The following is a 26,075-nucleotide window of genomic DNA, read 5'->3' on the forward strand; positions in this document are numbered from 1 at the left end:
CATTCGCTTTTGCGTAGAGTGAACGACACTTGAAATGACCCGCGCGCATATAATGAAGCGCGGGCACCCTCATATAACTCGGGAGGAGTATCCAATATGGACCGTCGTTCATTTCTGAAGACATCCGCGCTTGGCGGGTCTGCCGCCGCTGCATCGACACTGGCCGCACCGCTGTACGCCCAAGGTAAACGCACGCTGACCATGGTCACCGCATGGCCCCGTGGCTTTGCCGTGCTTGATGACGCCGCGACCTACCTCAACAACATGGTTAACGAGATGTCTGACGGCACGTTGACCATCGAAAAGAAAGCCCCGGGCGAGCTCGTCGGCGCGTTCGAGGTCTTTGACGCCGTTTCCTCCGGTCAGGCGGACATGTATCACGCGGCTGACTACTATTTCATCGGCCAGCACCCCGGTCTGGCGTATTTCACCGCCGTGCCTTTCGGTGCCACAGCACAAGAGCTGACCAACTGGTATCTGCACGGTGGCGGCCATGACCTGCACAACCAGATCGGTGAAATCTTCAACATGAAGATGTTCCTCGCCGGTAACTCCGGTTCGCAGTCCGGTGGCTGGTTCCGCAAGGAAATCAACTCTGCCGCGGACTTCAACGGCCTGAAATTCCGTATGCCCGGTCTGGGCGGCAAGGTGCTGGGTAAACTGGGCGCGTCTGTTCAGAACATCCCTGGTGGCGAACTGTATCAGGCGCTGTCCTCCGGCGCGCTTGACGGGCTCGAGTGGGTTGGCCCCTTCGCGGATGAGCGCGCCGGCTTCCAGGAAGTCGCCAAGATCTACTATACCGCTGGTTTCCACGAGCCAGGATCGGGCCTGACCGCATCGGTCAACCTTGACGTGTTCAACGACCTGACACCGGCACAGCAGAAGATCATCGAATATGCATCGATGGCGACCACGCACACCGGTCTGGCCGAAACACTCGCCAACAACGGTGCCGCCTTGGCGCGTCTGCAGCAGCAGGGCGTGAAAACCATGCAGTTCCCCGATGATGTCTGGGATGCATTCGGTGCGGCCTCCAAAGAGGTTATGGACGAGAACATGGACGACTCCCTGTTCGCCGACATCCGCAACAGCTTTGAATCCTCGCTGTCCGCATCGGCTGAATGGCTGTCCAAATCCGACGCCTATTATGTCGAACAGCGCCAGCGCGTTCTGGGCAAAATGTAAGCCATCCCCACGGGATGACAGGGGGGCTGCCTTTGGGCGGCCCCACACGCGACTTTGCGATCCGCAACACGGGCGTGCAAAGCGAGGATAATTTTCGCACCAAGCCCACACTGAAACCGGGCGGGCGAAGGGGGGATATCAATGGCAGAAGATGCAGTATGCGCTGGATTTTTCCGCGCGGCGGAAGGGGCCAAGATCAGCTGCTTGGACCAGTTCCAGGAAGGCAACCTGATCAGCTTCATTCTGGGCAACATACTTGAAGCGTTCTACAATTTCTTTGCAGCGGTGCTGAACCCGTCCATGTGGCTGGACTGGTCCAACAGCGAGGCCTTGATGCGGTTCATCTATTACGGTGCCTCGGTAGAGCTGTTCTTTGTCTTGCTCGTCGGACTGCTGATCGTCACGGCTGTCGGCATCTGGAAACGCAGCTTTATGTGGGGCTGTGTGCGCGGGCTTGAAGGCTTCGCAAATGTCACCGGGCGTTTCTTTGCCTGGGCCGGGCTTTTGATGGTGCTGCAACAGATCATCATCGTCTTCATGCAACGTATTTTCACCCGGCCCGATATCTCTATCGGCTTTGGTATTCCGCTGCAGTTCGACATCAGCTGGTTCGCGGAAGAGTTGAAGCTTTTCAATGCGTTGGTCGTATGTCTTTGTGTGTCCTACACCTTTGTACAAGGCGGGCATGTGCGCGTTGACCTCTTCTATGCCGGCGCAAAATTCCGTACCAAGCGCGTGATCGACATGTTCGGCGCGCTGTTCTTCATGATCCCCTTTGCGATTGTCACATGGCTTTATGGCTGGTTCTTCCTGTGGCGCCATCTGGTGACACCGAACCCATCGGCCTCTGACCGGTTGGAGCTGCTGCTGCGCAAGGCGCGCTTGCTCAAGTGGAACGTGGAAACCATCGGCTTTTCGCCCAACGGGTTCAACGGCTACTTCTTGTTCAAGATCCTGCTGTGTGCCTTCTGCGCAATGGTGATCTTGCAAGCAATATCAGTGTTTTATCGCGCTTTGTTAGAGTTCCGTGAAGGGCCTGAAAGCGAAGATAAATATCTCGACCGCGATACGTTGGGCGAGGGCGAAGAAGCCTATGAGGGCACACATTAATTCAAGGGGCGTCCCATGCTATTTGGTCTCGACGGGGTCGAAATTGGCCTGATCATTGTTTTTGCCTGCCTCTTTGGCGGCATCCTGTCCGGTTTCCCGGTGGCCTTTGCCATCGGCGGTGCTGGCATCATCTCTTTCGGTATCATCGCCGCGCTCGATAGTGCGGGTCTGATGGTGCATCAGGCGATTGACCAATCGTCGCAAGCCTATCGCGATCTGGTGAACTCGGGCGTTCCCAATGACGCGGTATCGAAATTCCGCTATCCGGATTTGCCGCTGATCGGTGAATCTGTCTTCCCCCAAGGCTGGGAAGTCGCGCTGGACCGGAACGTCAGCTTTATCGTAAACCGTATGAACGAACGCGTTCTGGCGGGGCAGTCGATCGAGACGTTGCTGGCGGTTCTGATGTTCGTTCTGATGGGCATCACGCTTGAACGGTCCAAGATCGCGAACGACCTGTTGACCACTATGGCGCGCGTCTTCGGCCCGCTGCCCGGCGGTCTGGCGGTGTCGATTGTGGTTGTGGGCGCGTTTCTTGCGGCCTCCACCGGGATCGTGGGCGCGACTGTTGTAACCATGGGGCTGCTGGCGCTGCCGACCATGTTGCGCAACAACTATTCGCCTGAAATCGCGACAGGTGTCATCGCAGCCTCCGGTACTTTGGGCCAGATCATTCCGCCGTCTATCGTTATCGTTCTTCTGGGCACATTGGCGGGTGATCTATACTCCGCCGCCCAAGAAGCGCGTGCCACCGCCGTGGGCTGTACCGATGCGCTGACCTACTTGGGCCAGCCCGCGGTTGTGTCTGTGGGGACGCTGTTCCAGGCCGCGTTGCTGCCGGGGATCATGCTGGCGCTGCTTTATGCGCTTTACGCCTTTGTCTATGCGCTGCTGAACCCTGAAAAGGCGCCCGCAGTGCCAATGGGGGCGACCAATGCGGAACCCATCACGCGGGGCGAAGGCTTTACCTGGTTCCTTGGCATGCCAGCCCTGCTGATCGTGGGCACGATTGTTCTGGGCAACCTTGGCATCGTGGGCAGCCAGTCGACTGTCGTGTCCAGCTTTAGCGACATCGGGCAGGGCGCCAGCCTGCGTACCAACGTCGGCGAGGCCTGTCAGGCCGCGATGATCGAACTGCATGGGCAAAGCGCATGGGATCAAGCGGTAACCGAGCAAGCCGCGATCGAGGCGGCGGGCGGTCAACAGGCCAGCGAAAAACTGACCGAAGAAGCGCTGGCCGCCAAGCAGGCTGAAAAGATTGCCAATGCCGCCCCCATCGGGACCGGTGTTGCGATCATCCTGATCCTGCTGGCGCTGGTCATGACCACCGGTCGCGGTGTCGCACCATCGGCGGACAAACGGCCGTTGATCATCGGTGGCATCGGTCTGGTGCTGACACTGCTGGTCGATATCCTGCTGGTCGGTCCGGCCACGTCCTCGGGCGCGATGGTGCTGCTGATGGCGCTGCCTTTCGTGGCTGTCATGTATGGTGTGGTCTATGCGCTGAAGCTTTGCGCCGGTAACGAGCTGATCCGCGTGGTCTTCCCGCCGCTGGTCCTGATCGTTGCGGTACTGGGGTCGATCCTTGGCGGGATCACCAACCCGACGCCCGCTGCGGCCTTGGGGGCAGGTGGCGCGATCATGCTGGCCGCCTATCGCAAGCTCAAGGATATGGACCGGTCGCCCAAGGTGATCATCTGGTCAACCCTGGCCATCCTGATCGCGATCCTTGTCGGCGTGAACTTTGACCTGCGCATCAACCAAGAGGGCGTGAGCGTCGAAAGCTGGTTTGCCTTCTTCGTCGCCTATGGCGCGTATCTATACGCGGTGTTCGGTCTGCTGTTCTCGTGCTGGATCCTTTATACCTCGGGCGTGCTAAGCCCCGTGGTCCGCGAGACGGCCAAGGTGACCTCGATGGTGTTTACCATCCTGATCGGGTCGCAGTTGCTGAACCTTGTGGTGATCTCCTTTGGTGGCGAGCACTACATCCAGCAGTGGCTGAAAAGCTTCGACAACGAGCTGACGGTCTTCCTGATCGTGATGCTGGTGCTCTTTGTGCTGGGCTTCGTGCTCGACTTCCTCGAGATCATCTACATCGTGATCCCGATTGTCGGGCCGGTGATCTACGGCGGCACTTTCGACCCGAAGTGGGTGACGATCATGATTGCGGTGAACCTGCAAACGTCATTCCTGACACCGCCCTTCGGCTTCGCGCTCTTCTACCTGCGCGGCGTGGCCCCGGCGAGCGTCACCACTTCGCATATCTATCGCGGGATCATTCCTTTCGTCTTGATCCAGGTCGGGGCACTGGCGCTGCTGTGGATGTTCCCGGTCATCGTGACCATCGTGCCGGACCTGATCCCCAACTGATCTGGGGTCAGGCCACCACAAAAACAAAAGGCACCCCCGCGGGGTGCCTTTTTCGTTTCAGCGGATGACAGCGGTTCAATACACCTCAGCGCTACGGTTTACCCTTTGGTCGGGCTCAGATCGGGGAGGGCGATATTGGCCACCTGTTCGGCAATCGGGTCGGTGTTCAGGGGGTGCTGCTCGGGTTCGAAATCATCGGGGTTGCGCATCTTTTGCCACGCGCCGCCCATATAGACCTCAAGCCCCGAGAATTTGGCCTTATAGCCCATCTTGGGGCTGCCGGGCACCCAATAGCCCAGATATACATAAGGCAGACCCGCCGCGCGGGCGATTTCGATGTGGTCAAGGATGATGTAATTGCCCAACCCGTCGCGGGGCCGGTCAGGGCTGTAGAACGAATAGACCATGCTCACCCCGTCATCGAGCACATCTGTCAGGCAGACGCCAATCAACTCGCGGGTTTGGGTATCGGTATATTCGATCACACGGCTGCGGATCGGGGTTTCCTCGATCATCGCGGCAAATTCGAAGACATCCATATCGGCCATGCCACCGTCCGCATGGCGGCTGTCAAGATAGATGCGGAAGAGGTCGTATTGCTCTTCCGTGGCCCAAGGCGACGTCGCCCGCCGCGTCAGCCCCGCGTTGCGCTTGATCGTGCGCTTCTGGCTTTTGCTGGGGGTGAAGTCGGCGACGTTGATACGCGCTGACAGACAGGCCGCGCAATCCGTGCAAGACGGGCGATACAGTACATTCTGCGACCGCCGGAAGCCTTGCCCCGACAGGCTGTTATTCAGCTTGGTCGCGGAGTCGCCCTGCAGCGCGGTGAACAGTTTACGTTCCATCCGGCCGTCCAGATACGGGCAGGGCTGGGGCGCAGTCACATAGAACTGCGGAGCGATGGGAAGTGTATGGCGCATGAAAATCCGTTGTTGTTCGGAGGAAATTCTAACAACTGGTCCAAAGCGCGCCAAGCACAAGTTTGGGTCAGTTCACGCTTTCGACACGACGGTTCAGCGGGACTGTGCCGAGGATCACGTCGCTCAGGCTCTGATGGCGCGAGGTCGCACAGATCAGAATGATCGAAATCACCTGCAAAGGCATCATGGCAACGCTGACCGTATAGCCCGAAGTATGCAAGAACGCCGAGGCCAGATCCAGCGGTTCATCGCGCGCCGTGCGCAATTCCATGCCGAACAGGCGCATGCCCCAGGTGGCCGACCCGCTGGCAAGTGTCGCGACACGGTAGGTAAAGCCCACCATCAGCATCAGCAGCGGGAAAAAGAACAGGCCGGTGAAGGCGGTGAACGGCAGGATCAACACGCTGGCGATCAACACCAGCAGGGCGTCCACAACCCAAGCCATGAACCGCTTGGTCGGAATGCCGCTATAGAATTCAGGCTGGTCGAATGGATCGGGGGTGGTGGGGGTCATCATGTCCTGTCCCTTGAGAAAATCGGCCCCCCCGCCGTGGCGGAGGGGGTGTTGATTGAACGCGCAGGCTTTAGGCCTTTTGCGCATCATCGTCGTTTTTGGAGCCTTCGGCCATGAACTGGTCGAACTCTGCCTTGTCCTTGGCGTCGCGCAGACGGCTCAGGAAGGCTTCAAAATTGGTTTGCTCTTCCTCCAGACGGGCCAGGGTGTCGGCCTTATAGGCATCAAAGGCGGCGTTTCCGGTTGAACGCCCGGTGATAGACCCACGGCGGGCGCGTTTGCTGCAAGACGAAGATTTAAACATACGTTTGCTCCAGATCATATAGGCAAGAAGGGCAAGGCCAAGCGGCCAGAAAAGAATGAAACCGACAACCATGGCGGCGATCCAGGCCCCTTTGCCCTTGTCGTCAAGAAAGTCCTCGGTACGGCCCAGCCAACTGCGTTGTGCGGTGTAGGTGGGTGCATAGGTCTGTGTCATCAAGTTCCCTTTCGGTCAGAGTGTGGTGGCCCTGAACGCTGCGGGCCGGTGCGGTGGCGGGCAATGTAAATGCCTTTCACATTACATTAGATCGGGGTGCGCCCTGTGGTTTGCAAGGGATAATGTAAATCTTTTTTACATTATTTGGATTTGCACGTGTTTGGTGGGGGTTAGCAGGTGCCACGGCGCCATTGACGACGGGCATAGAACCAGCGAATGCTTGGCGTATGAGAACACTTGCCAGTCAGATCACCCGCTGTCCCCGCATCTTTACGGCCGATCAGGCGCAGGATGCGCGCGCGCTCTTTCCCGATGCGCCGCCCGAAATTGCCGCACTTGTGGCGGGGGCGGGATCGACGTCGCCCTATCTTCTGGGGTTGATGCAAAAGGAAACCGACTGGTGTCGTGCGGCTTTCGATGATCCCGCAGGGGCGGTGCAGCAGGTGATCGACAGCGCGGGCGCGGTGCCTCCGGACCAGTTGTCCAGTCATCTACGGCAAGGCAAGCGGCGCGTGGCGCTGATGACGGGGCTGGCTGATCTGGCAGGGGCTTGGTCGCTGGAGGAGGTGACCGGCGCGCTGACCGATTTCGCCGACGCCGCCGCCCAAGCCGCGCTGACCGCAGGGCTGAAAGCGCAGATCAAACGTGGAAAGCTGCCCGGCATGACAGAAGAGGACGCCGACAGCGGCGCAGGCATGGTCGTGTTGGCTATGGGCAAGATGGGCGCGCGCGAGCTGAATTATTCGTCCGATATCGATCTGATCTGCCTGTTCGACGAAACACGCTTTGACGCCAGCGATTTTCACGATGCCCGCACCGCCTTTGTCCGCGCCACCCGCGCGATGAGCGGGACGCTCAACGATCTCACGGGCGAGGGCTATGTCTTTCGCACAGACCTGCGGCTGCGGCCCGATTCCGGTGTGACGCCCGTGTGCATCGCGATGGAAGCGGCAGAACGGTATTACGAAAGTCTGGGCCGCACATGGGAGCGTGCCGCCTATATCAAGGCACGCCCTGCGGCGGGCGATCTGGCGGCGGGCGATCAGTTCCTTTCGGTGCTGCGACCCTTCGTCTGGCGCAAGCATCTGGATTTTGCCGCGATACAGGACGCCCATGACATGCGCCTTGCGATCCGTGAGCACAAAGGGTTGGGGGGCAGTGTCTCGCTTTCGGGGCACAATATGAAGCTGGGGCGCGGCGGTATCCGCGAGATCGAATTTTTCACCCAGACCCGTCAGCTGATCGCCGGTGGGCGCGACGCAGATCTGCGCGTGCGCGGCACCTGCGAAGGCATGGCCGTGCTGGCGGAAAAGGAATGGATCCCCTCAGAAGTGGCCGAGACGCTGTGCGATCACTACCGCGCGCATCGCACCGTGGAACACCGCGTCCAGATGATCCGTGACGCCCAGACCCATACATTGCCCCAAACGGAAGAGGGGTTCGACCGGCTGGCCGCGATGATGGATATGGATGTCCCCGCGCTGCGCAGTGACCTTGAACGGCGGCTGGAAGAGGTGCACCAACTGACCGAAGGGTTCTTTGCGGGCTCGACCTCACGCCCTGAAGCGGCTGCCGCGCCCGAGGAACATGTCTTTGACGCTGCGATTGTGGACCGTTGGCTGAACTACCCCGCCTTGCGCAGCGCCCGGGGGGCGGAGCTTTTTGCAGAGCTGAAACCCGGATTGCTGGCGCGTCTCGCACGGGCCACCAAACCGGACGAGGCATTGCTGGCCTTTGACGGCTTTCTTGGTGGGCTGCCCGCGGGGGTGCAGTTATTCTCTTTGTTGAAGATCAACCCGCAACTCTCTGATTTGCTTGTTGATATTGTCAGCGCGTCACCCGCGCTCGCTGCCTATCTGTCGCGCAATGCGCAGGTGTTCGACGCGGTGATCGGCGGGGATTTCTTTAGCGAATGGCCGGCAGAGGACGCTTTGGTCGACAGTCTGACAGAGGTGCTGGAGGCCGAAGAGGATTATGAGGCGCGGCTGGATACCTGTCGTCGATGGGCCAAGGAATGGCATTTTCGGATCGGGGTGCATCACCTGCGCGGGCTGATTGATGCCGCGACGGTGGGGGCGCAATATGCCGATCTGGCGCGGGCGGTGTTGCGCGGGCTCTGGCCGGTGGTGATCGACGAATTCTCGCGCCGTCACGGGCCGCCGCCCGGGCGCGGTGCGGTGCTGGTCGGGATGGGGTCACTTGGCGCGCGCCGCCTGACCGCTGCCTCTGATCTGGATATGATTGTGGTCTACGATTCCGCTGGCGTCGAAAGCTCTGACGGCAAGCGCCCGCTGGCGTCGCGGCTGTATTATGCGCGGTTGACGCAGGCGATGATCACCGCGATGACCGCGCCGATGGCCCAAGGCAAGCTGTACGAAGTGGACATGCGCTTGCGCCCGTCGGGGACGCAGGGGCCGGTGGCGACCAGTTTAGCGAGTTTTGAAAGCTATCAGATGGGGCAGGCCTGGGTGTGGGAGCATCTGGCCCTGACCCGCGCCGATTGTGTGACCGGCCCCGATGATCTGATGCAGGATGTGGCGCGCCTGTGCGACAAGGTGCTCGCCCGGTCGCGCGACCGTGCCGATACCCTGCACGAGGTCGCGGCGATGCGCGCACGTCTGGCAACGGCCAAGGTGGCGGGCGGCATCTGGGATGCCAAGAACGGGCCGGGGCGCTTGCAGGATATCGAGTTGCTGGCGCAGGCCGGGGCCTTGCTGGCGGGCACCACGGCGCGGGACATCACCTCTGCGCTTGGGGATGCGGAGGCGCAGAACGTCATCACCGCCGATCAGGCAGAGGTGCTGCGCCGCGTCTACCGCACCTGCTGGGCGCTGCAATCCGCGACGCGGCTGCTGTCATCCTCTGTTCTGCGCGAGGATTCTCTGGGGCAGGCGGGTTTGCGGTTTCTGTGCCGCTCCCTCGATGTGGACACGCCCGAAGAACTGCACGCGCATCTCGCGCAAAGCTACGATCAGGCCGCGACAATCATCGCCGATGCACTTGCCGCTTACGTAGACAAAGCGGACGGGGGCGCGACATGAGCAAAGGGGACCCCAACGATCCCAAAGGGCTGATCTTTGAATCCTACCGCATAGAGGGGATCACCCAGGCGGAGTGTCGGTCAATCTTTCTGGATTGGGCGCTCAGCCTGCCAGCGGAAGCGGATACCAAAGCCGCCCTGCGCGCCTTGTTGGACAGCATGACAGCAGAGAACCAAGACCATCCCATGACCCAAGTGATGCAAGAGGGGTTGATCGACATGGCCACGCCTCGGCGGCGCGGCGGCTGGCGCACCCGACCGCGCAGCTAGACAGGCCGACATTAAGGCGCAAACGTGCCGAAATACCCTAATGATGCCTTAGGTTTTGAACATTCTTGCCCCATTCCTGCCTTAATTGAGCAGCATTACCGTTACATGGCTGCACAATACGTATCGTCAGCAGCTTTTGGAGGGGTAAATGAAACATCATAAACTGTTGATCGCTTTGGCCTGTGCCGCTGCCGTGTCCGGTTGTGCACCGGCGGATATTGCCAGCCGGAATGCGATGTATGACACATCCTCGACCCGCATGTCCTTGCTGGACAATCTGAACGCCTACCAGCCCGATACGTTGCTGGACGCGGTGCATATCCAGCACACCAACGTCTCTGTGCCCGACCACCTGCGGGTCGCACAAGCGCCAAGCCTGCTGCAATCGGCCGACATCGTCTGGCATGGCGAAGCAGACACGGACCGCCGCGATCAGGTGCGCGCGATCTTCGAGGCCGCGATCCGCCAGGGGGCAGTGACCGCCTATGGTCCCGTGCCCGCCGCGCTGGAGGTCGAGGTCTTGCGGTTCTACAACCCCGCCTCAGAAGCCCCGTCGGCAGAGTTTATCCTGACCGTTGTCGACGCGCGCAATGGCAACCCGCTGGCCGAACCCCGTCAGGTCGCGGTAGAGCTGAGCAGCTTTGCGCCCCCCGTCGCAGAGGCGCAGCCTGACAATGCGGTGATGATCCATGATCTGGCCCGTGCGATCGAACAGCAGCTCGCCACGCCGGGCAGCTATAAACGCACGAAACTTGCCGCCTATTGAGGCAGCAATCGAACTCTGCGCTTCCCCAAACGCGCGGAACCGACTAATGGGGGCGGTATGACAACGCCCCTTTCCCCTCCCGCTTCGACCGACCCTTCCGATTTGCCTGTGGTGCGCCTGCTGCCCAAGGCGAATGCCCGCGCCATCCGGCACGGGTTTCCCTGGGTTTATGCCAATGAAATGGTCACCGACCGACGCACCAAGGCGCTTGCGCCCGGCAGTCTCGCGCTGCTGGAAGACAGTGCCCGTCAGGTGATGGGGGTGGTCGCGGTGAACCCGGCCTCCAAGATCTTCTGCCGGATGCTGGACCAGAACGCGCAAGCCGTGGTGAACCAGAACTGGTTCGAGGCCCATATCAATCGCGCCGTGCAACTGCGTGACCAGATGTATGACGCACCCTATTACCGGTTGATCCACGCCGAAGCCGATGGGTTGCCCGGTGTGGTGATCGACCGCTTTGGCGATACGGCCGTCATTCAGGCCAACGCCGCATGGGCCGATGTGCATATCGATGCGCTGACAGCAGCGCTGGTGGAGCAAACCGGCGTGCGCCACGTGCTCAAGAACGCGTCGGGCCGGACCCGCAGCCTTGAAGGGCTGGATGACGTAAGCGGTGTGCTGCATGGCGAGGCCCCAAGCGCGCCTGTGCAAGTGCCGATGAACGGTGCTATCTATATGGCTGACCTCACCGGCGGCCAGAAAACCGGCCTGTTCTACGACCAACGCCCGAACCACGCCTTCGCGGCGAACCTGACCAAAGGCAAACGCGTGCTGGATGTCTTCGCCCATGTTGGCGGGTTCTCACTCGCCGCGCTGGCAAATGGCGCGTCTTCTGCGGTTGCGGTCGACGGATCGGCATCCGCGCTTGAGCTGGCGCAGCAGGGCGCAGAGGCTATGGGCGTGTCAGACCGCTTTGCCACGCGCCAAGGCGACGCCTTTGACATCCTGACAGCACTGCGGGCCGAGGGCGAAGAGTTCGACGTGGTGATCTGCGATCCTCCCGCCTTTGCCCCCGGAAAACCCGCGCTTGAAGCCGGTCTGCGCGCCTATGAACGTGTGGCGCGTCTGGCGGCGCAACTGGTGGCCGAAAACGGCGTGCTGGGTCTGTGTTCCTGTTCCCACGCGGCGGATCTGACGCAGTTCCGGACCGCATCTGTGCGCGGTATCGGTCGTGCGGGACGGCGCGCAGCGCTGCTGCATACCGGTTTCGCCGGTCCTGACCACCCGCAGCTGCCGCAACTGGCCGAGACGGGATACCTCAAGTCGTTGTTCTTCCGCCTGTAATGGCGCTGCGCATCCTGATTGACGCCTGCGTGCTCTATCCCACTGTCATGCGCGAGATGGTGATGGGCGCGGCGCGGGCGGGGGTGTTTGAACCGCTGTGGTCCGCGCGCCTGTTGGAAGAATGGGCGCGCGCCGCGATCAAGCTTGGCCCCGAGGGCGAGGCACAGGCCCGCGCAGAGATCGCCTTGCTGCGCGCCGCCTGGCCCAAGGCCGAGGTGCCCCCGAGCCCCGGTGTGGCGGCACGGCTGTACCTGCCGGATGAAAACGATGTGCATGTGCTGGCCGCCGCGATCACCGGCCATGCCGATATTATCATGACGCTGAATGCCAAGGATTTCCCCCGTGGCACCTTGGCTGAAGAGGGGTTGGCGCGGGTCGATCCCGACAGCTATCTGCACGGCGTCTGGCTGGCGCAGCCGCAGGTGATGGAAGCTGTAGCCGCACATGTTCTGGAAGAGGCACGCCGCCTGTCAGGCCATCCGTGGGAGATGCGACCGTTGCTGAAGAAAGCACGGCTGCCGCGGCTGGCAAAGGCGCTTGGTTAACGGTCCCAGGCGGTTTGCAGCGCCGTGAGCGCGCCGATCCTGTCTGCGGTCTTCGGGTGGCTCAGCAGCCAGGCGGGGGCGGTGCCGTGGTTGCTTTGGGTCAGTGCCTCCAGCTTTTCGAACAAGGAAATCTGTGGCGCGATGCCGATACCCGCTTTGGTCAGCAGGGCGGCGGCATAGGCGTCCGCCTCGTATTCATCGCTGCGCGACAGCCGCGCGGCCAGGAGCGTCGCCAGCATATTGGCGATCCAGATACCGACACCGGGAAGAATCCGCCCCAAGATCATCCCAAGCGCCGCGCGCATGGCATTCTGGCCGGAAAAATCGATCATCCGTCGCCGTGAATGCCCCAAGGCCACATGGCCGAGCTCATGTGCAATCACGCTCGCGAGCTCTTCGGCGGTGACGTCACCGGATTTGAATTTCTCGTAAAAACCGCGGGTAATGAAGATCCGCCCATCGGGGGCGGCAAGACCGTTGACGGGGGCGACTTCGTAGATATGCACCTTGATCCGCGGCAGATCGAGGGCGCTGGCCAGCTTCGATGTCATCTCGCGCAGGGCAGGGTCGAGCAGTTCAGTCGATTTGTCATCCAGCTCCTTCGCGGTGCGCCAAGCAGAAAACCGATACATGGCAAGCCCGTAGAGCACGGCGAGAAGTATGGGGAGGATGCGGATCATCCACCCAATATGGACGCAGGCGAGCGGGGTGCAAGGGTGGAATGAGTATTTGGGAAAAGGGTGAAGGGGTCGTAGTAGGGGCCGCGGGCGGGCGCGGCCCCTGGGGTAGGGTCAGGACAGTTTTGCGTCCATCGTGATTTCGGCAGTCATCAGTTTGGAGATGGGGCAGTTCTCCTTGGCGGTTTTGGTCGCCTCTTCGAACTGTTCTTGTGTGGCATTGGGGATGACACATTCCACATCAAGGTGAATCTTCGGCACATGGAAGCCGCCGTCTTTTTGTTCAAGGAAGACCGTGGCCTTGGTTTCGATGCTATCGGCGACCAGATCGTAGTCTTCAAGGATCATTGACAGCGCCATCGAAAAACAGGACGCATGGGCCGCGCCGATCAGCTCTTCGGGGTTGGTGCCGTCTTTGCCTTCGAAACGGGTGTTAAAGCCGTAGGGTTGGTCGCTGATCACGCCGGTCTGGGTGGAGACATGGCCTTTGCCCTCTTTGAGGTTGCCTGTCCATTTTGCGGAGCCTGATTTCTTGATCATGGGAATTCCTTTCACCATTTGGGTTCATGGTGAAAACGCGGGGGCGCGGTGGAATGTTCCGATCTATGATGGGGTGGCGGCTGATTACCGGGTCAGGGTCTTCATCCCGCGGCTCAGCCCTTCGAGGGTCATGGGCACCATGGCCTCTGCGCCAAAGATTTCCTGCACCATTTTGATGGATTGTGTGTAGGGCCAGTATTTCTCTGGGATCGGGTTGATCCAGAGGTTGCTGTTCCATTGTTCGCGCGCCCGAGAGAGCCAGACCGATCCGGCCTCCGCGTTCCAGTGTTCATTGGCGCCACCGGGGTAGGCGATTTCGTAAGGCGACATGGACGCGTCGCCCACGAAAATGCATTTGTAATCCGGCCCGTAGGTGCGCAGCACCTCCATCGTGTCCAGCTGTTCCGTCCAGCGGCGGCGGTTGTCACGCCAGACGCCTTCATACAGGCAGTTGTGGAAGTAGAAGTGTTCGAGGTGTTTGAATTCGGACTTGGCGGCGCTGAACAGTTCTTCGACGGTTTTGATATGCGGGTCCATAGAACCACCCACATCCAGGAACAGCAGCACCTTGACCGCGTTGCGCCGCTCGGGGCGGGTTTTGACATCGAGGTAGCCGTGTTCCGCCGTCGCACGGATGGTGCCGCCCAAATCAAGTTCGTCATTCGCGCCGTCACGGGCCCACCGGCGCAGACGTTTCAGCGCGACCTTGATGTTGCGGGTGCCCAGTTCGACCGTGTCGTCGAGGTTTTTGAATTCGCGTTTGTCCCAGACCTTGACCGCGCGCTGGTGGCGCGATTCATTCTGGCCGATGCGCACGCCTTCCGGGTTGTAGCCATAGGCCCCGAAGGGCGAGGTGCCTGCGGTGCCGACCCATTTATTGCCCCCCTGATGGCGGCCTTTCTGTTCCTCGAGCCGTTTGCGCAGCGTCTCCATCAGCTTGTCAAAACCGCCCGCGGCCTCGATCTCGGCCTTTTCCTCGGGGGTGAGGTGCTTTTCGGCCATTTTCTCCAGCCACTCGTGCGGGATGTCCACGGCCTCCATCACATCGTCGAGGCTGATGTTTTCAAGGCCCGAGAACGCGGCTGCAAAGGCGCGGTCGAATTTATCGATGTTGCGTTCGTCTTTGACCATGCTGGTGCGCGCGAGATAGTAGAAGGCATCGACATCATAGGTCGCGAGCCCGGCTGCCATCCCGTCGAGAAAGGCGAGAAATTCGCGCATGGACACCGGCACCTTGTGTTGGCGCAGTTGGTCAAAGAACGGCAGAAACATGAATTACGCTCCGGTTAGGACTCGGTCCAGAACGACTGTAAGGATCATGCCGACGATGATAAAGGCCATCGCAAACCCGGCCGCGTATTGTGCGATATCCTTGCGGTTGCCGTTGCGTTTACGGGCGGTCAGCCCCCCGATAACAGCGCCGATCACGGCGAGAAGTATGACGATCATTTTAACCCGTTTCGCTAGTTATTTGAGCGGGTTAAGCGACGCGATCTCGCGCATTTTGGCCCGCACAGCCCAGTCAGAGCCAAATCCGTACCGTGCCCAGCCCAAACTGTCCACCCTGACGGCCTGTGCCTCGGCCGCGCGGTTCTCAAGCTCGAGCGCTTCGGCACGCAGCAACAGCAGGGTGCTGAGCAGGGCGGCGTTCTCGCGTCGGCGTGCGGTGTCGATATGCGGCGCGATCAGACGTAGCGCTTCGGCACCCTGACCCTTGGAGACCGAATAGGCCCCAAGCTGCGTCGCCACATAGGCGCGGTGCAGATCGGTGCCGGGGGTGCGGGCGTAGAAGAGGTCGGACATCTTGTATTGTTCATGCGCGGCTTCGGCATCCCCAGATTGCAACGCGCGCCCCATGGCGTAATGGGCAAACGCGCGGCGGTGATCCTGCCAGCCCAGGCTTTGTGCGATCTTGATGGCGCTATAGGCCGCGTCCTGGCGTTGCCCGCTGGAGCGACCGGGCCCGAGCGCGCCCTGAACGGCGGCATTCCAGGCGCGGGGGGTGCGGGTCAGAAAGCGTGCTTTGGTCGATGTGCCGCCCGGATTGATCCGTGCCAGAATACCCGGGAGGGCGTTTGCCACCTGGCCTCGTGTCATGCCCGACCGCAGCGCCGGATCGTAGTAGGCGCGCAGGATCATCATATCAAATCCGGTCAGCACCGTATGCACGTTGTCATCGTTAAAGACGGAATCCGGTAGGCGATACAGATCGTTGAGAGGACCAAGCGCTTGGGCCAGTTCTTCGTGCAGACAATCGCGGACCTCTTGCGGGCTGGCGTCATTGGGGATGAAGATCGACACGCGGCTGCGGGTTTTCAGCAAGGACCAGTTGGTCTGCGCGGTGCGGCGCACCTTCTTGTATTCATCAAGGCTGCTGACATTCGGGGCCACAAAACATGCGGCTTGGGGCAACACTTTGCTGATGGTGCGACGGCTGACAGCTTCGACGGTGATATTGGCATTCGTGCCGCTGGTCGGGCTGATGTCGATCCGGGCCTCTTGCCGCAAGCGATTGAGCAGCGCGGTCAGATCGGGGCCAAGGGTCGGGGGCGGCGCACCGATGACGCGCACGGTGACCGGACCTTCGAAACGGGTGAAAACGGGGAGCTCCTTGCCGCTTTCCATGCGGAACGACAGTTCGATAAAATCGAGGCTGAGGTCGTTGTTGGAGCGCGGTGCCGGCAGCGATTGATGAACGGTGAACCGTTTCATCGCGGGCAAAGAAGAGGTTGAGGCGGGTTCCATCGCGGCGCGGGTCACCACACCGGGATGCGAGGCCGGAACGCAGGCGCTGATCGCCAGCATCAAGGGCAGCAAAAGGTATTTCTTCATGGATGCGACCCCGTTGTGGCAGGTGCAGGGACCGCAAGGACAACTTTAACAGTCTCCAACACGCGGCGCACGAACGGTGCAAAAATCATATCCATCATCTACCTGACTGCCCTTTTGAGCTGATTACAGGTGTTTTTCGCCCGCCATCCAGACCATTCTAGGGAGCAACCATGTCAAAACAGAGAAAAATGTTAACAAATAAGGCAGGCTTATGACCATCGTTGCTTAGACGTCACAAATAGGACGGGCGCGTTTGCAGCCGTGAAATAACGCGCGGGCGGTTGGATATTCCCTTTATGCGGGATCAGGGCGCGGCGCACCGCGCCCCTTTGGGGTCACTTTTGCGCGCGTGCCATGAAGGCAAGCCGTTCGAACAGATGCACGTCCTGTTCGTTTTTCAGCAGCGCACCGTGCAACTTTGGCAGGGCGGACTTGCCGTCTTTTTTCAGATCGGCGGCATCCATATCCTCGGCCAGCAACAGCTTGAGCCAATCCAGCACTTCCGACGTGGATGGTTTTTTCTTCAGCCCTTGCTGTTCGCGGATTTCGTAGAATTGGGTCAGCGCCGTGGTCAACAGGGATTCCTTGATGCCGGGGTGGTGGACCTCGACGATCTTGCGCAGCGTGTCCATCTCGGGGAACTGGATGTAGTGGAAGAAGCAGCGGCGCAAAAAGGCGTCGGGCAGCTCTTTTTCGTTGTTCGAGGTGATGATGACGATGGGGCGGTTTTCGGCTTTGATCGTCTCGCCAGTCTCGTAGACGAAGAACTCCATCTTATCGAGCTCTTGCAAAAGGTCGTTGGGGAATTCGATGTCGGCCTTGTCGATCTCGTCGATCAGCAACACGGTTTTGCCTTCGGCCTCAAACGCCTGCCACAGCTTGCCCTTGCGGATGTAGTTTTTCACATCATGCACACGCTCTTCGCCAAGCTGGCTGTCGCGCAGGCGGCTGACGGCGTCATATTCGTATAGGCCCTGTTGCGCACGGGTGGTCGATTTGATGTTCCATTCGATCATGGGCAGGCCAAGGGCGGCTGACACTTGTCGGGCTAGTTCCGTTTTACCTGTGCCGGGCTCACCTTTTACAAGCAGAGGTCGTTCCAGCGTTACAGCCGCATTCACCGCAATCGTGAGGTCATCTGTGGCGACGTAATCTTGAGTACCTTGGAATTTCATCTTGTTTTCAACCTTCTTCAACGCGCTATTCTTGGTCCTTAAACCAACAAACATAAGCATTGTGTAGTGACAATCCGCTAACGCTGCGTTAGATGCACGCCACGGGAGTGATGTCGGGAGACGCGCCTTCATGACAGGATTTAAGACCGCGATGGGGAATGATATGAAGCAGGAAGTTTTTTTGGCGGATGGTTATACACCTGCCGAAGACGAGCCGTTCATGAATGATCGGCAAGTCGAATACTTCAGACGCAAACTATTGAACTGGAAAGCCGAGCTGCTGGCGGGAAGCCGGGACACGATCGAGGGCTTGCAAGACGGGACACGCAACATCCCCGATGTGAACGATCGCGCCTCCGAGGAAACGGATCGCGCGCTGGAATTGCGCACACGGGACCGCGCCCGCAAGCTGGTCAGCAAGATCGACGGGGCGCTGCGCCGCATCGATGAGGGTGAATTCGGCTACTGCTCTGTCACCGGAGAGCCGATTTCGCTGAAACGTCTGGATGCGCGTCCAATCGCCACGATGAGCCTTGAGGCGCAAGAACGTCACGAGCGCCGCGAGAAAGTTCACCGCGACGATTGATCGTCCGGTAACGGGCCGCAAATGATCGCATTTGCGCGAGAATGATAATGAAAGCGCCGCGGTGAGAGCCCGGCGCTTTTGTGTATGAAGTTGGCAAGGCAGGCGAAAGCGAAATGGGCATCGGCAACGCAATCGTTATTGGTGGGGGTATCGGCGGCTTGGCCGCCGCAGCGGCTTTGTCGCGCCGCGGCATGGCTGTCACGCTGCTGGAGCAGGCTCCGGCGATCACCGAGGTCGGTGCCGGTCTCCAGATCAGCCCTAACGGTATCGCGGTGTTGCGGGCCATGGGGCTTGACGCGAAGCTGACCGAACGCGCGGCGGTGCGCGGGCAGGCGGTGGTCTTGCAGGATCACAAGGCTGGGGCGCGTGTGGCGCGGTTGGACCTGATGCGCGGGCAGGGCGCATATCCCTATGTGTTCGTGCACCGCGCCGATCTGGTGGACATCCTGCTGGGCGCGGCCAAACGGGGCAATGTGACGGTAGAGCTCGGGGCCGAGGTGGCAGAGGTGACCCCCGGTGCCACACCGCAACTGCGCCTAACCGATGGGTCGCGCCGACGGGCAGAGCTGATCGTTGATGCCAGCGGGATCCACAGCCGGGCGCGTGCGGTGTTGAATGGCGCGGATCAGGCAAAGTTCACCGGTCAGGTCGCGTGGCGCGCGGTTGTGCGCAATGATTTCAACCACCCAGACGAGGCCCATGTCACCATGGGGCCGGGCCGGCATCTGGTCAGCTACCCTTTGCGCGGCGGGCGGCTGGTCAATCTGGTCGCGGTGGAAGAGCGTGACAGTTGGGCCGCCGAAGGCTGGAACGATGCGGACGATCCGGCACACCTGCGAAAGGCTTTTGCGGGCTTTGGCGGGCGGGCTGCCGCGATGATCAATGCGGTAGAGACCTGCACGCTTTGGGGGCTCCACCTGCATCCGGTTGCGCAGTCGTGGCATCAGGGCGGGGTTGTCTTGCTGGGGGATGCCGCGCATCCGACGCTGCCGTTCCTAGCGCAGGGCGCCAATATGGCGCTTGAAGATGCATGGGTGCTGGCCGACAGCGTACTGAACCACCCCGCAGAACAGGCGCTCGCCCGCTATCAAAACCTGCGCCAACCCCGTGTTACCCGCGTCGTCAAAGCGGCGGCAGGCAATGCCGCGCGCTATCATTTGCGCCCCGGGCCTTTGCGGTCGGCCGCGCATTTGGGGCTAAAGCTGGGCAGCACCCTTGCACCCTGGGCGATGGTCGGCGCGTTCAACTGGCTGTACCACCATGATGTGACCGCGCCGAAATAGGCTACCGTCGCCGTTACTTGGCCCTTTGCAACATGCCGAACAGATCCCGCGGATCTTCGGGGTCGGCCAGCAGGTCAAGCGGGTCGAACAGATCGGTCGCCTTGATCTGGTCGCGCACATAGCGCAGCGCCGAGAAATCCTCGATCGCAAAGCCGACGCTGTCGAACAGGGTGATCTGCTTGTCATCGGTGCGCCCCTGCGCCTGACCGGTCAACACCTGCCAGATCTCGGTCACAGGGTGATCCGGTTCAAGCTGCTGTATCTCGCCCTCGATCCGGGTCTGTTCGGGGTATTCCACAAAAATCCCTGCGCGGTGCAGGATCGCGGGGGCCAGTTCGGTCTTGCCCGGACAGTCGCCGCCGATGGCGTTGATGTGGATGCCGCTGCCGACCATATTATCTGTCAGGATGGTGGCATATTGCTTGTCCGCCGTGCATGTGGTGACGATCTGCGCGCCCAGCATCGCTTCTTCCGCGGTGTCGCAGGGCACGACCTTGATGCCCAGATCTTGCAGGTTGGCGGCGCATTTGGCGGTGGCATCTTTGTCGATGTCGTAAAGCCGCACCTCGTCGATGCCGACGATGGCCTTCATGGCGAGGGTCTGGAATTCGGATTGCGCCCCGTTCCCGATCATCGCCATCACATGCGCGCCCTTGGGGGCCAGCAACCGCGCCACCACGGCAGAGGTTGCCGCCGTGCGCAGCGCCGTCAGCATCGTCATCTCGGACAGCAACACCGGATAACCGTTGGCCACATTCGCCAGCAGGCCAAAGGCGGTCACGGTCTGCAACCCCTCTGCGGTGTTCGAGGGGTGGCCGTTCACATATTTGAACCCGTAGACCTCGCCGTCCGAGGTCGGCATCAGCTCGATCACGCCCTGTTCCGAATGGCTGGCAACGCGCGGGGTCTTGTCAAACAGCTCCCACCGTTTGAAGTCCGCCTCGATATACTCCCCAAGCCCGATCAGCATGGGTTCAATCCCGATGTGGTGGATCAGCGTCATCATATTGTCGACGGATACAAAGGGCACCAGCGCCTTGTCAGAGGGGGTCAGATTGGTCATGGTCGTGGTCCTTTACTCAAATCAATAGGCGCGGGTGGGGCGGTCGAATACGCGGCGGCCAAAGGCAGAGGCGGCCAGATCGACCATCAGCTGCGCGGTGCGGCCCCGTTCATCCAGAAAGGGGTTCAGCTCTACCAGATCAAGCGAGGTCATCAGCCCGCTGTCATGCAGCATTTCCATCACCAGATGGCCTTCGCGCACGGTCGCACCGCCGGGGACAGTCGTGCCAACCGCGGGGGCAACGGACGGATCAAGGAAATCCACATCAAGCGAGACATGCAGCATCCCGTTCGCCGCAGCGACCTTTTCAAGGAAGGTGTTCAGCGGCGTGGCGATGCCCGTCTCGTCGATCTCGCGCATGTCGACGCGCTGGATGGTGGTTTCTTGCAAGGCCGCACGCTCTGCCGCGTCGACAGAGCGCAGGCCGATGATGGCGATATTATCGTGGGGAAGCGGGTAGGGCAGATCGGGGAAGGCATCAAAGCCCTCGCGCCCTGTCACATAGCCCAAGGGGGTGCCGTGCAGGTTGCCGCTGTCGGTGCTTTCGGGCGTGTGGAAATCGCTATGCGCGTCCAGCCACAGCACAAACAGGGGGCGTTCCTGCGCCTGCGCATGGCGCATCGCGCCCAACACGGTGCCTGAGGCAAGCGCATGATCGCCGCCCATGATGATCGGGGTGCCATCCTGCAAGGCGGCTTGGGTGGCCTCGGCCAGGCTATGTGTCCAGGCGATGGTTTCCTCAAGCGCGTGCAGTTTCGGGTGCTTTCCGGGCGTGAAGGGCGCAGGCGCGACATTGCCACGGTCTGTGACGCTATGGCCCAGATCGGTCAGCGCGCCCGCCAACCCTGCGGTGCGATAGGCATCGGGGCCCATCAGACAGCCCAACCGGCGCTTGCCGCTATCCAGCGGGGCCCCAAGAAGAATACAGTTTTGTCCAGACATGGGTGAGATCCTTTCGTCAACGTTTCCGCGACGATATCTAGCTGGTCTGGTCAGAAACAATCATCTAAAGTGACCAAATCGGAGATTATTTGACCAAACTGGACAGCCAAGATGGACACAACGGACGAAGCAATTCTGGCAGCGCTGCGCGACGACGCGCGGGCGTCTCTGTCTGATCTGGCGGCGGCCTTGCGGCTGTCACGTACCACCGTGCGCGCGCGTCTCGCCCGTTTGCAACAAAGCGGAGAGATCCTGGGCTTTACCGTCGTGACGCGCTCGGACGTGCGTGCCGATCCGGTACGCGGATTGATGATGATCGAGATCGAGGGCCGTGGCGCTGACCGCATCACCCGCACGCTGGCCGGAATGGCGGCGTTGCGTGCCGTGCATTCGACCAATGGCAGATGGGATGTGATCGTCGAGATCGGCACCAAAACGCTTGAGGAGTTCGACGAGGTTCTGGCCCGCATCCGCAAGCTCGACGGGGTGGTCGCGAGCGAGACGAGCCTTTTGCTCAAGACGCGCAAGGCAGGGCAGGCCGCCTCCTAGGGCCGCGGCCTGCAAGATGGTTCAGCGCGGTGCGCGCGCGGCAGAGACCCAGAACGCCAGCAGGATGGCACAAATGACCGCGTTCCAACCCGCCATGGACAGACCGAAAAGCTGCCAAACGATGTCATCACACATGACCAGACCGGAGGGCGCGCTGGTGGACAAAAGATCGCTACCGCTCATCGCGCCAAGGTCCATGCCGCCGCCGGTGCAGGACGACGGCCCGGGCCAGAATTTCCATTCCACCCCCGCATGATAAACCCCGATCAGCCCCGTGATCGCCACCGACAGCGCGCCCAGCCAGATCAACGCCCGCGGCGCACCAAAGAGAACGATCACCCCGATCAGGATCGCCGCCGCATGGGGCCACCGCTGCCACAGGCACATTTTGCAAGGCGCATAGCCGCCGATGTGTTGGAACCCAAAGGCCCCCAACAGCAGCGCAGCAGACCCCAGCGTAGCGATCAGGACATAGGTGTTTCGCGTCATCACAGATACCTCAGCAAGAAGAAGCTGCCGAACAGCAGCACGACAAATACCGTAAATACCAAAGGCAGACGGCGTTCAACAAAGTCGCGGATAGGTGCGCCAAATTTCCACAGCAGCGCCGCCACGATGAAGAACCGCAGCGCGCGCGCAAGGATCGAGGTCACGATAAAGGTCGCCAGCGGCATCCCCGTCCACCCCGACATGATCGTGATCACCTTGTAGGGGAAGGGCGTGACGCCCGCAGTCAGCACAGCCCAGAAGCCGACGCCGTTGAACCGGTCCGAGAATTCCGCCATCGCGTCGCCTTTGCCAAGGCTGGCAAGGATCGGTTGCCCCAGTTGTTCAAATGCCAGCGCACCGATGGCGTATCCCAGCAGCCCTCCCAAGACCGACGCGACCAGTGCGATCCCCGCGATGAGCCATGCGCGGTTCGGGCGCGCAAGGATCATCGGGATCATCAGCACATCCGGCGGAATGGGAAAAACAGAGCTTTCAAGGAATGCCACAACCGCAAGGGCCCAAAGCGCGTGCGGGTGGTTTGCCAGGCCCAGAACCCAGTCATATAGCCGTCGGATCATACTGCGGTCTCCGGTATTGTTTTCTGTTCAATGGCAACACCAGAACAATCGGACGGGGTCAAGCAAAAGCGGTAAAATTGCTCTTGCCGTGGGGCGCGTGGCACGGTAACAGACCCCCATTGTGCCCAAGTGGCGGAATGGTAGACGCAGGGGATTCAAAATCCCCCGCCGCGAGGCGTGCCGGTTCGAGTCCGGCCTTGGGTACCACCTTGTTCTTGCAAGGCTTTCCGTAAAATTCAGTTTCGATCGTCGATAGGTGTAAAGGTTGCTTTTGCAGCTTTGGCGATGTCGCGTCATCCTGTTCGTTGCATGTCAAAAGCCGCGCAGGGTCGTGCTGCGCGGCTTTGCGAAAGGGATCGTCTGGGGTTGTGGTCGGCGTTAAAGCTCGTTCGCCCAAGGCGGGTTGGCACCGGCGCGTGACACTGTGATGGCGGCGACGCGGGCACCATAAGTCATCGCGTCGCACAAAGCGTCGGGATCAAGCGTGCCGAGGGCTTCGGGCGTCAGCAGGTCCAGTTCGGACAGCTTCGCCAGAAATCCCGCATTGAACGTATCACCGGCACCGATTGTATCGACGACGTTGGTCTTCACCGCAGGCACTGCGATCGATGTGCCGTCTGCAAGCGTTGCTATGGCGCCCTCGGCCCCTTGGGTGACAATCACAACCGACGGGCCGGTGTCGAGCATTGCGCTGATCTTTTCGGCCTGCGTCAACGGGGCGGGGTTCAGCCAGTTAAGATCCTCGTCCGAGACCTTGACGATATCCGCCTGCCTAATCATCGCCGCCATCCGGCGGCGGTAGCCCTCTGCGTCAGTGATAAACAGTGGGCGGATATTGGGATCGATCATCACCGCCCGCGACCCGCCCTGACGGTCCAGCAAGGCAGCATAGGCGCTGGCACTGGGATCGCTGGCAAGGCTGATACCGCCAAAGAACAGCGCGGTAATATCGCTCGTCAGCTCTGGCATATCCTCGGCGCGGATCATCCGACCGGCGGAGTTTTCGTCGAAGAATGAATAGCTTGCCTGCCCATCTTCAAGTTTCACAAAAGCCAATGTGCTAGGACGATCAGAGCGGATGATATGCGTGGTGTCCACGTCACTGGCCTTCAGCGCATCGGCGAGCTGATCGCCGAACATATCGCGCGACAATCCGGTCAGCATGCCCGCGCGGGCCCCCAATCGGCCAAGCGCGATGGCGGTGTTAAAGACCGCGCCGCCCGAATGAGGCACAAACCCGTCCGGCCCGTCGAGCGACGGGGCCGCGACCATATCGATCAATGCCTCCCCGCAACACAGGATCATTGCCCCATCCCCGCGCGGTCACCGGCCAATGCGGCGGCCACATCCGGCTGATCGGTATAGACCGCAAGCGCGGCCTCGCAGCCTTCTGCCCAGATGAGCGAGAGCCAGTGTTCAAACGCCTCGGCAAAGGCCTGATGCTCGGCCAGATCGCCATAGATATGACGCTGCGCAAGCCAGAGCTGCGGCGCTTCGCGCGCGGCCAGGGCCACAGCGTTGAGGCGCGCCCACTGCGGGTCGTTCGGCTCGATCTCTGTCCCGTCCATGCGGGTGCCTGCACACATACGGGCCCATAGCGCCTCTACCAGGGCCAGACCGGAGCAACTGCCCCTGGCCGCCAAGGCGTCGCGCAGGACCGGCAGAACAAACCCCGGATGTCGTGATGACCCGTCAAAGGCCACGCGCCGTGTGGTGTCGCGGATCGCGGGGTTGGCGAAACGTTTGGCAATCAGCTCGACATAGGCCGCCGGGTCTTGACCGGGCACGGCGGCGACGTAGGGGGCGATTTCCTCTGCCTCGATCTTGCGGAACATGGCAGAGGTCAAGGGGTGCGCCATGCAATCGGCGATGGTTTCCAGGCCCAGCAACTCTCCGGCGTTGGCCAAGACCTGATGTCCTGCGTTGAGGATGCGGATTTTCATCGCCTCATAGTCATGCACCGCATCGGTAAAGATCGCCCCCGCCTTGTCCCAGTCGGGGCGTCCGGCGCAGAAGTCGTCTTCGATCACCCATTGGCGGTAGTTCTCATGCGTCACCGGTGCCGCGTCATCGACGCCAAGGCTTTGCGCCAGCGCAATCTCGTCAGGGCCGGTGGCGGGCACGATGCAATCCACCATAGAGTTCGGGAAGCTGCAGTTTTGCTCGATCCACTGGGCAAGCGCCGCATCACTTTGGCGGGCGAGGGTCACGACGGCCTGGCGCGTGGCGGTGCCATTGCCGCGCAGGTTGTCGCAGCTTTGGACGGTAAACGGGCCGTGGCCCGCATCGCGTCGCAGCTTGAGCGCGGCAATGATCGCCCCGAAAACCGTCTTGGGCTGATCGGGCTGCGCGCGGTCATGCTGGATATCGGCGTGGGTCAGATCAAGCCCGCCGGTTTCGGGGTCGATGAAATAGCCACCCTCGGTCACGGTCAGCGACACGATGCGGATTGCGGGATCCGCCATCGCGGCAATCAGCGGCGCGTTGTCTTCGGCGATGGGAGTGTAGTCGATCATCGAGCCGACGACCTCTGCCGTGACACGACCGGGGGCAAGCTCGATCAAGGTGGTCAGATAGTCCTGCGCTTTAAGCTTGTCGCGCATCGCGCTGTCATAGGCCCGCACACCGGCACCGATCAGCGCCCAATCTTGCGCCAGACCCTGTTGCATCAGCTTGTGCAGATACCACGCTTGATGGGCGCGGTGGAAATTGCCCAGCCCGATGTGGATAATCCCTGCCGAGAGCGCGGCGCGATCGTAATTGGGCGTGCCGATACGGGCGGGCAGGTCACCAAGGCGGTCCAGGGACAGCGGCACCGGAGGCGGCGCGTCGGTGTTTGTTATGGTCGGTTCATTCATGAGACCGCTTTCGTAGGAAGC

26 protein-coding genes and 1 tRNA gene are annotated in these 26,075 nt (G+C 61.0%); 12 read left to right on the forward strand and 15 right to left on the reverse strand.

Translation table 11 applies throughout. The features are described from left to right. The first annotated feature begins 96 nt into the window (after positions 1–96). From ACTRWK_RS10335 to ACTRWK_RS10345, 3 genes are all read left to right on the forward strand, one after another. Positions 97–1,185 (forward strand): TRAP transporter substrate-binding protein, encoded by a 1,089-nt coding sequence (locus ACTRWK_RS10335; RefSeq protein WP_005853304.1) that lies wholly within the window; start codon positions 97–99, stop codon positions 1,183–1,185. A gap of 141 nt (positions 1,186–1,326) precedes the next feature. Continuing rightward, positions 1,327–2,295, forward strand: a complete 969-nt coding sequence (locus ACTRWK_RS10340) for a TRAP transporter small permease subunit (protein ID WP_180827635.1) — start codon at positions 1,327–1,329, stop codon at positions 2,293–2,295. 15 nt (positions 2,296–2,310) lie between these two features. Further along, positions 2,311–4,665: a TRAP transporter large permease gene (locus tag ACTRWK_RS10345; protein ID WP_005853308.1), complete on the forward strand. Its 2,355-nt coding sequence runs from the start codon at positions 2,311–2,313 to the stop codon at positions 4,663–4,665. Positions 4,666–4,763: 98 nt separating this feature from the next. Here ACTRWK_RS10345 and ACTRWK_RS10350 read toward each other — a convergent pair whose 3' ends face one another. The 3 genes from ACTRWK_RS10350 to ACTRWK_RS10360 all read right to left on the reverse strand — a co-directional run bounded on the left by ACTRWK_RS10350 (position 4,764) and on the right by ACTRWK_RS10360 (position 6,577). Then, the gene (locus ACTRWK_RS10350; protein WP_132996663.1) at positions 4,764–5,585 is read right to left on the reverse strand and encodes an arginyltransferase; all 822 of its coding nucleotides are present in this window, start codon (positions 5,583–5,585) and stop codon (positions 4,764–4,766) included. Between the two features lie 67 nt (positions 5,586–5,652). Further along, positions 5,653–6,099 (reverse strand): RDD family protein, encoded by a 447-nt coding sequence (locus ACTRWK_RS10355; protein ID WP_005853312.1) that lies wholly within the window; start codon positions 6,097–6,099, stop codon positions 5,653–5,655. Positions 6,100–6,169: 70 nt separating this feature from the next. Then, complete coding sequence (locus tag ACTRWK_RS10360) at positions 6,170–6,577, reverse strand: DUF2852 domain-containing protein (protein ID WP_074634990.1); 408 nt, start codon at positions 6,575–6,577, stop codon at positions 6,170–6,172. A gap of 227 nt (positions 6,578–6,804) precedes the next feature. Between ACTRWK_RS10360 and ACTRWK_RS10365 the strand changes: the two genes are divergently transcribed. The 5 genes from ACTRWK_RS10365 (at position 6,805) to ACTRWK_RS10385 (ending at position 12,482) form a co-directional block, all read left to right on the forward strand. After that, positions 6,805–9,618: a bifunctional [glutamine synthetase] adenylyltransferase/[glutamine synthetase]-adenylyl-L-tyrosine phosphorylase gene (locus ACTRWK_RS10365; protein ID WP_289081145.1), complete on the forward strand. Its 2,814-nt coding sequence runs from the start codon at positions 6,805–6,807 to the stop codon at positions 9,616–9,618. Next, positions 9,615–9,887, forward strand: coding sequence for a hypothetical protein (locus tag ACTRWK_RS10370; protein WP_037944181.1), 273 nt, complete (start codon positions 9,615–9,617; stop codon positions 9,885–9,887). Before ACTRWK_RS10365 ends, ACTRWK_RS10370 begins: the two co-directional genes overlap by 4 nt. 148 nt (positions 9,888–10,035) lie before the next feature. Beyond that, on the forward strand, positions 10,036–10,653 hold the full coding sequence (locus ACTRWK_RS10375) for a DUF6778 family protein (protein WP_005853320.1): 618 nt from the start codon (positions 10,036–10,038) through the stop codon (positions 10,651–10,653). Positions 10,654–10,710: 57 nt separating this feature from the next. Further along, a complete protein-coding gene (locus tag ACTRWK_RS10380) occupies positions 10,711–11,937 on the forward strand; it encodes an RSP_2647 family RNA methyltransferase (RefSeq protein ID WP_051843955.1) in 1,227 nt (408 codons plus the stop codon). Continuing rightward, positions 11,937–12,482 (forward strand): RSP_2648 family PIN domain-containing protein, encoded by a 546-nt coding sequence (locus tag ACTRWK_RS10385; RefSeq protein WP_037944182.1) that lies wholly within the window; start codon positions 11,937–11,939, stop codon positions 12,480–12,482. The genes ACTRWK_RS10380 and ACTRWK_RS10385 overlap by 1 nt, the downstream gene beginning before the upstream one ends. Here the strand turns inward: ACTRWK_RS10385 and ACTRWK_RS10390 are convergent. The 6 genes from ACTRWK_RS10390 to ACTRWK_RS10415 all read right to left on the reverse strand — a co-directional run bounded on the left by ACTRWK_RS10390 (position 12,479) and on the right by ACTRWK_RS10415 (position 17,706). Further along, on the reverse strand, positions 12,479–13,162 hold the full coding sequence (locus ACTRWK_RS10390; protein ID WP_037944183.1) for a M48 family metalloprotease: 684 nt from the start codon (positions 13,160–13,162) through the stop codon (positions 12,479–12,481). The genes ACTRWK_RS10385 and ACTRWK_RS10390 overlap by 4 nt on opposite strands. A gap of 111 nt (positions 13,163–13,273) precedes the next feature. Then, positions 13,274–13,699, reverse strand: coding sequence for an OsmC family protein (locus tag ACTRWK_RS10395; protein WP_009826959.1), 426 nt, complete (start codon positions 13,697–13,699; stop codon positions 13,274–13,276). Positions 13,700–13,783: 84 nt separating this feature from the next. Further along, positions 13,784–14,971: a vWA domain-containing protein gene (locus ACTRWK_RS10400; RefSeq protein WP_009826960.1), complete on the reverse strand. Its 1,188-nt coding sequence runs from the start codon at positions 14,969–14,971 to the stop codon at positions 13,784–13,786. Positions 14,972–14,974: 3 nt separating this feature from the next. Then, a complete protein-coding gene (locus tag ACTRWK_RS10405) occupies positions 14,975–15,148 on the reverse strand; it encodes a hypothetical protein (RefSeq protein WP_005853331.1) in 174 nt (57 codons plus the stop codon). Positions 15,149–15,166: 18 nt separating this feature from the next. Further along, complete coding sequence (locus tag ACTRWK_RS10410; protein WP_037944185.1) at positions 15,167–16,531, reverse strand: DUF2927 domain-containing protein; 1,365 nt, start codon at positions 16,529–16,531, stop codon at positions 15,167–15,169. Positions 16,532–16,866: 335 nt separating this feature from the next. Next, positions 16,867–17,706 carry an AAA family ATPase gene (locus ACTRWK_RS10415; RefSeq protein WP_037945011.1) on the reverse strand — a complete coding sequence of 280 codons (840 nt, stop codon included), beginning with the start codon at positions 17,704–17,706 and terminating at the stop codon, positions 16,867–16,869. Positions 17,707–17,869: 163 nt separating this feature from the next. Here ACTRWK_RS10415 and dksA point away from each other — a divergent pair, with 163 nt between their 5' ends. Together dksA and ACTRWK_RS10425 are read left to right on the forward strand one after the other, a co-directional pair. Next, positions 17,870–18,292, forward strand: a complete 423-nt coding sequence (gene dksA / locus ACTRWK_RS10420; RefSeq protein WP_037945012.1) for an RNA polymerase-binding protein DksA — start codon at positions 17,870–17,872, stop codon at positions 18,290–18,292. 113 nt (positions 18,293–18,405) lie between these two features. After that, positions 18,406–19,575, forward strand: a complete 1,170-nt coding sequence (locus tag ACTRWK_RS10425; protein ID WP_037945013.1) for an FAD-dependent monooxygenase — start codon at positions 18,406–18,408, stop codon at positions 19,573–19,575. Between the two features lie 13 nt (positions 19,576–19,588). Here the strand turns inward: ACTRWK_RS10425 and ACTRWK_RS10430 are convergent, their stop codons facing one another. Both ACTRWK_RS10430 and rocF read right to left on the reverse strand, forming a co-directional pair. Further along, on the reverse strand, positions 19,589–20,638 hold the full coding sequence (locus ACTRWK_RS10430) for an ornithine cyclodeaminase (RefSeq protein ID WP_289081144.1): 1,050 nt from the start codon (positions 20,636–20,638) through the stop codon (positions 19,589–19,591). A gap of 21 nt (positions 20,639–20,659) precedes the next feature. Beyond that, positions 20,660–21,580 (reverse strand): arginase, encoded by a 921-nt coding sequence (rocF, locus tag ACTRWK_RS10435; protein ID WP_037944187.1) that lies wholly within the window; start codon positions 21,578–21,580, stop codon positions 20,660–20,662. A 111-nt stretch (positions 21,581–21,691) separates the two neighbouring features. Here rocF and ACTRWK_RS10440 point away from each other — a divergent pair, with 111 nt between their 5' ends. Then, positions 21,692–22,129: an Lrp/AsnC family transcriptional regulator gene (locus ACTRWK_RS10440; protein ID WP_037944188.1), complete on the forward strand. Its 438-nt coding sequence runs from the start codon at positions 21,692–21,694 to the stop codon at positions 22,127–22,129. 21 nt (positions 22,130–22,150) lie between these two features. On the opposite strand, the gene ACTRWK_RS10445 is transcribed toward ACTRWK_RS10440, so the two are convergent. Together ACTRWK_RS10445 and ACTRWK_RS10450 are read right to left on the reverse strand one after the other, a co-directional pair. Next, positions 22,151–22,618, reverse strand: coding sequence for a disulfide bond formation protein B (locus ACTRWK_RS10445; protein ID WP_288960319.1), 468 nt, complete (start codon positions 22,616–22,618; stop codon positions 22,151–22,153). Next, the gene (locus tag ACTRWK_RS10450) at positions 22,618–23,196 is read right to left on the reverse strand and encodes a YqaA family protein (protein WP_037944190.1); all 579 of its coding nucleotides are present in this window, start codon (positions 23,194–23,196) and stop codon (positions 22,618–22,620) included. Before ACTRWK_RS10450 ends, ACTRWK_RS10445 begins: the two co-directional genes overlap by 1 nt. A 123-nt stretch (positions 23,197–23,319) precedes the next feature. On the opposite strand from ACTRWK_RS10450, the gene ACTRWK_RS10455 reads away from it, so the two are divergent. Beyond that, positions 23,320–23,403, forward strand: a tRNA-Leu gene (locus tag ACTRWK_RS10455). A 171-nt stretch (positions 23,404–23,574) separates the two neighbouring features. Here ACTRWK_RS10455 and ACTRWK_RS10460 read toward each other — a convergent pair. Both ACTRWK_RS10460 and ACTRWK_RS10465 read right to left on the reverse strand, forming a co-directional pair. Further along, on the reverse strand, positions 23,575–24,501 hold the full coding sequence (locus ACTRWK_RS10460; RefSeq protein ID WP_289081143.1) for a carbohydrate kinase family protein: 927 nt from the start codon (positions 24,499–24,501) through the stop codon (positions 23,575–23,577). After that, entirely contained in the window at positions 24,498–26,054 is a 1,557-nt protein-coding gene (locus ACTRWK_RS10465; protein WP_289081142.1) for a mannitol dehydrogenase family protein, read from the reverse strand. Before ACTRWK_RS10465 ends, ACTRWK_RS10460 begins: the two co-directional genes overlap by 4 nt. Positions 26,055–26,075 lie beyond the last annotated feature (21 nt).

The organism is Sulfitobacter sp. G5_S2_6_S6 (assembly GCF_054968505.1).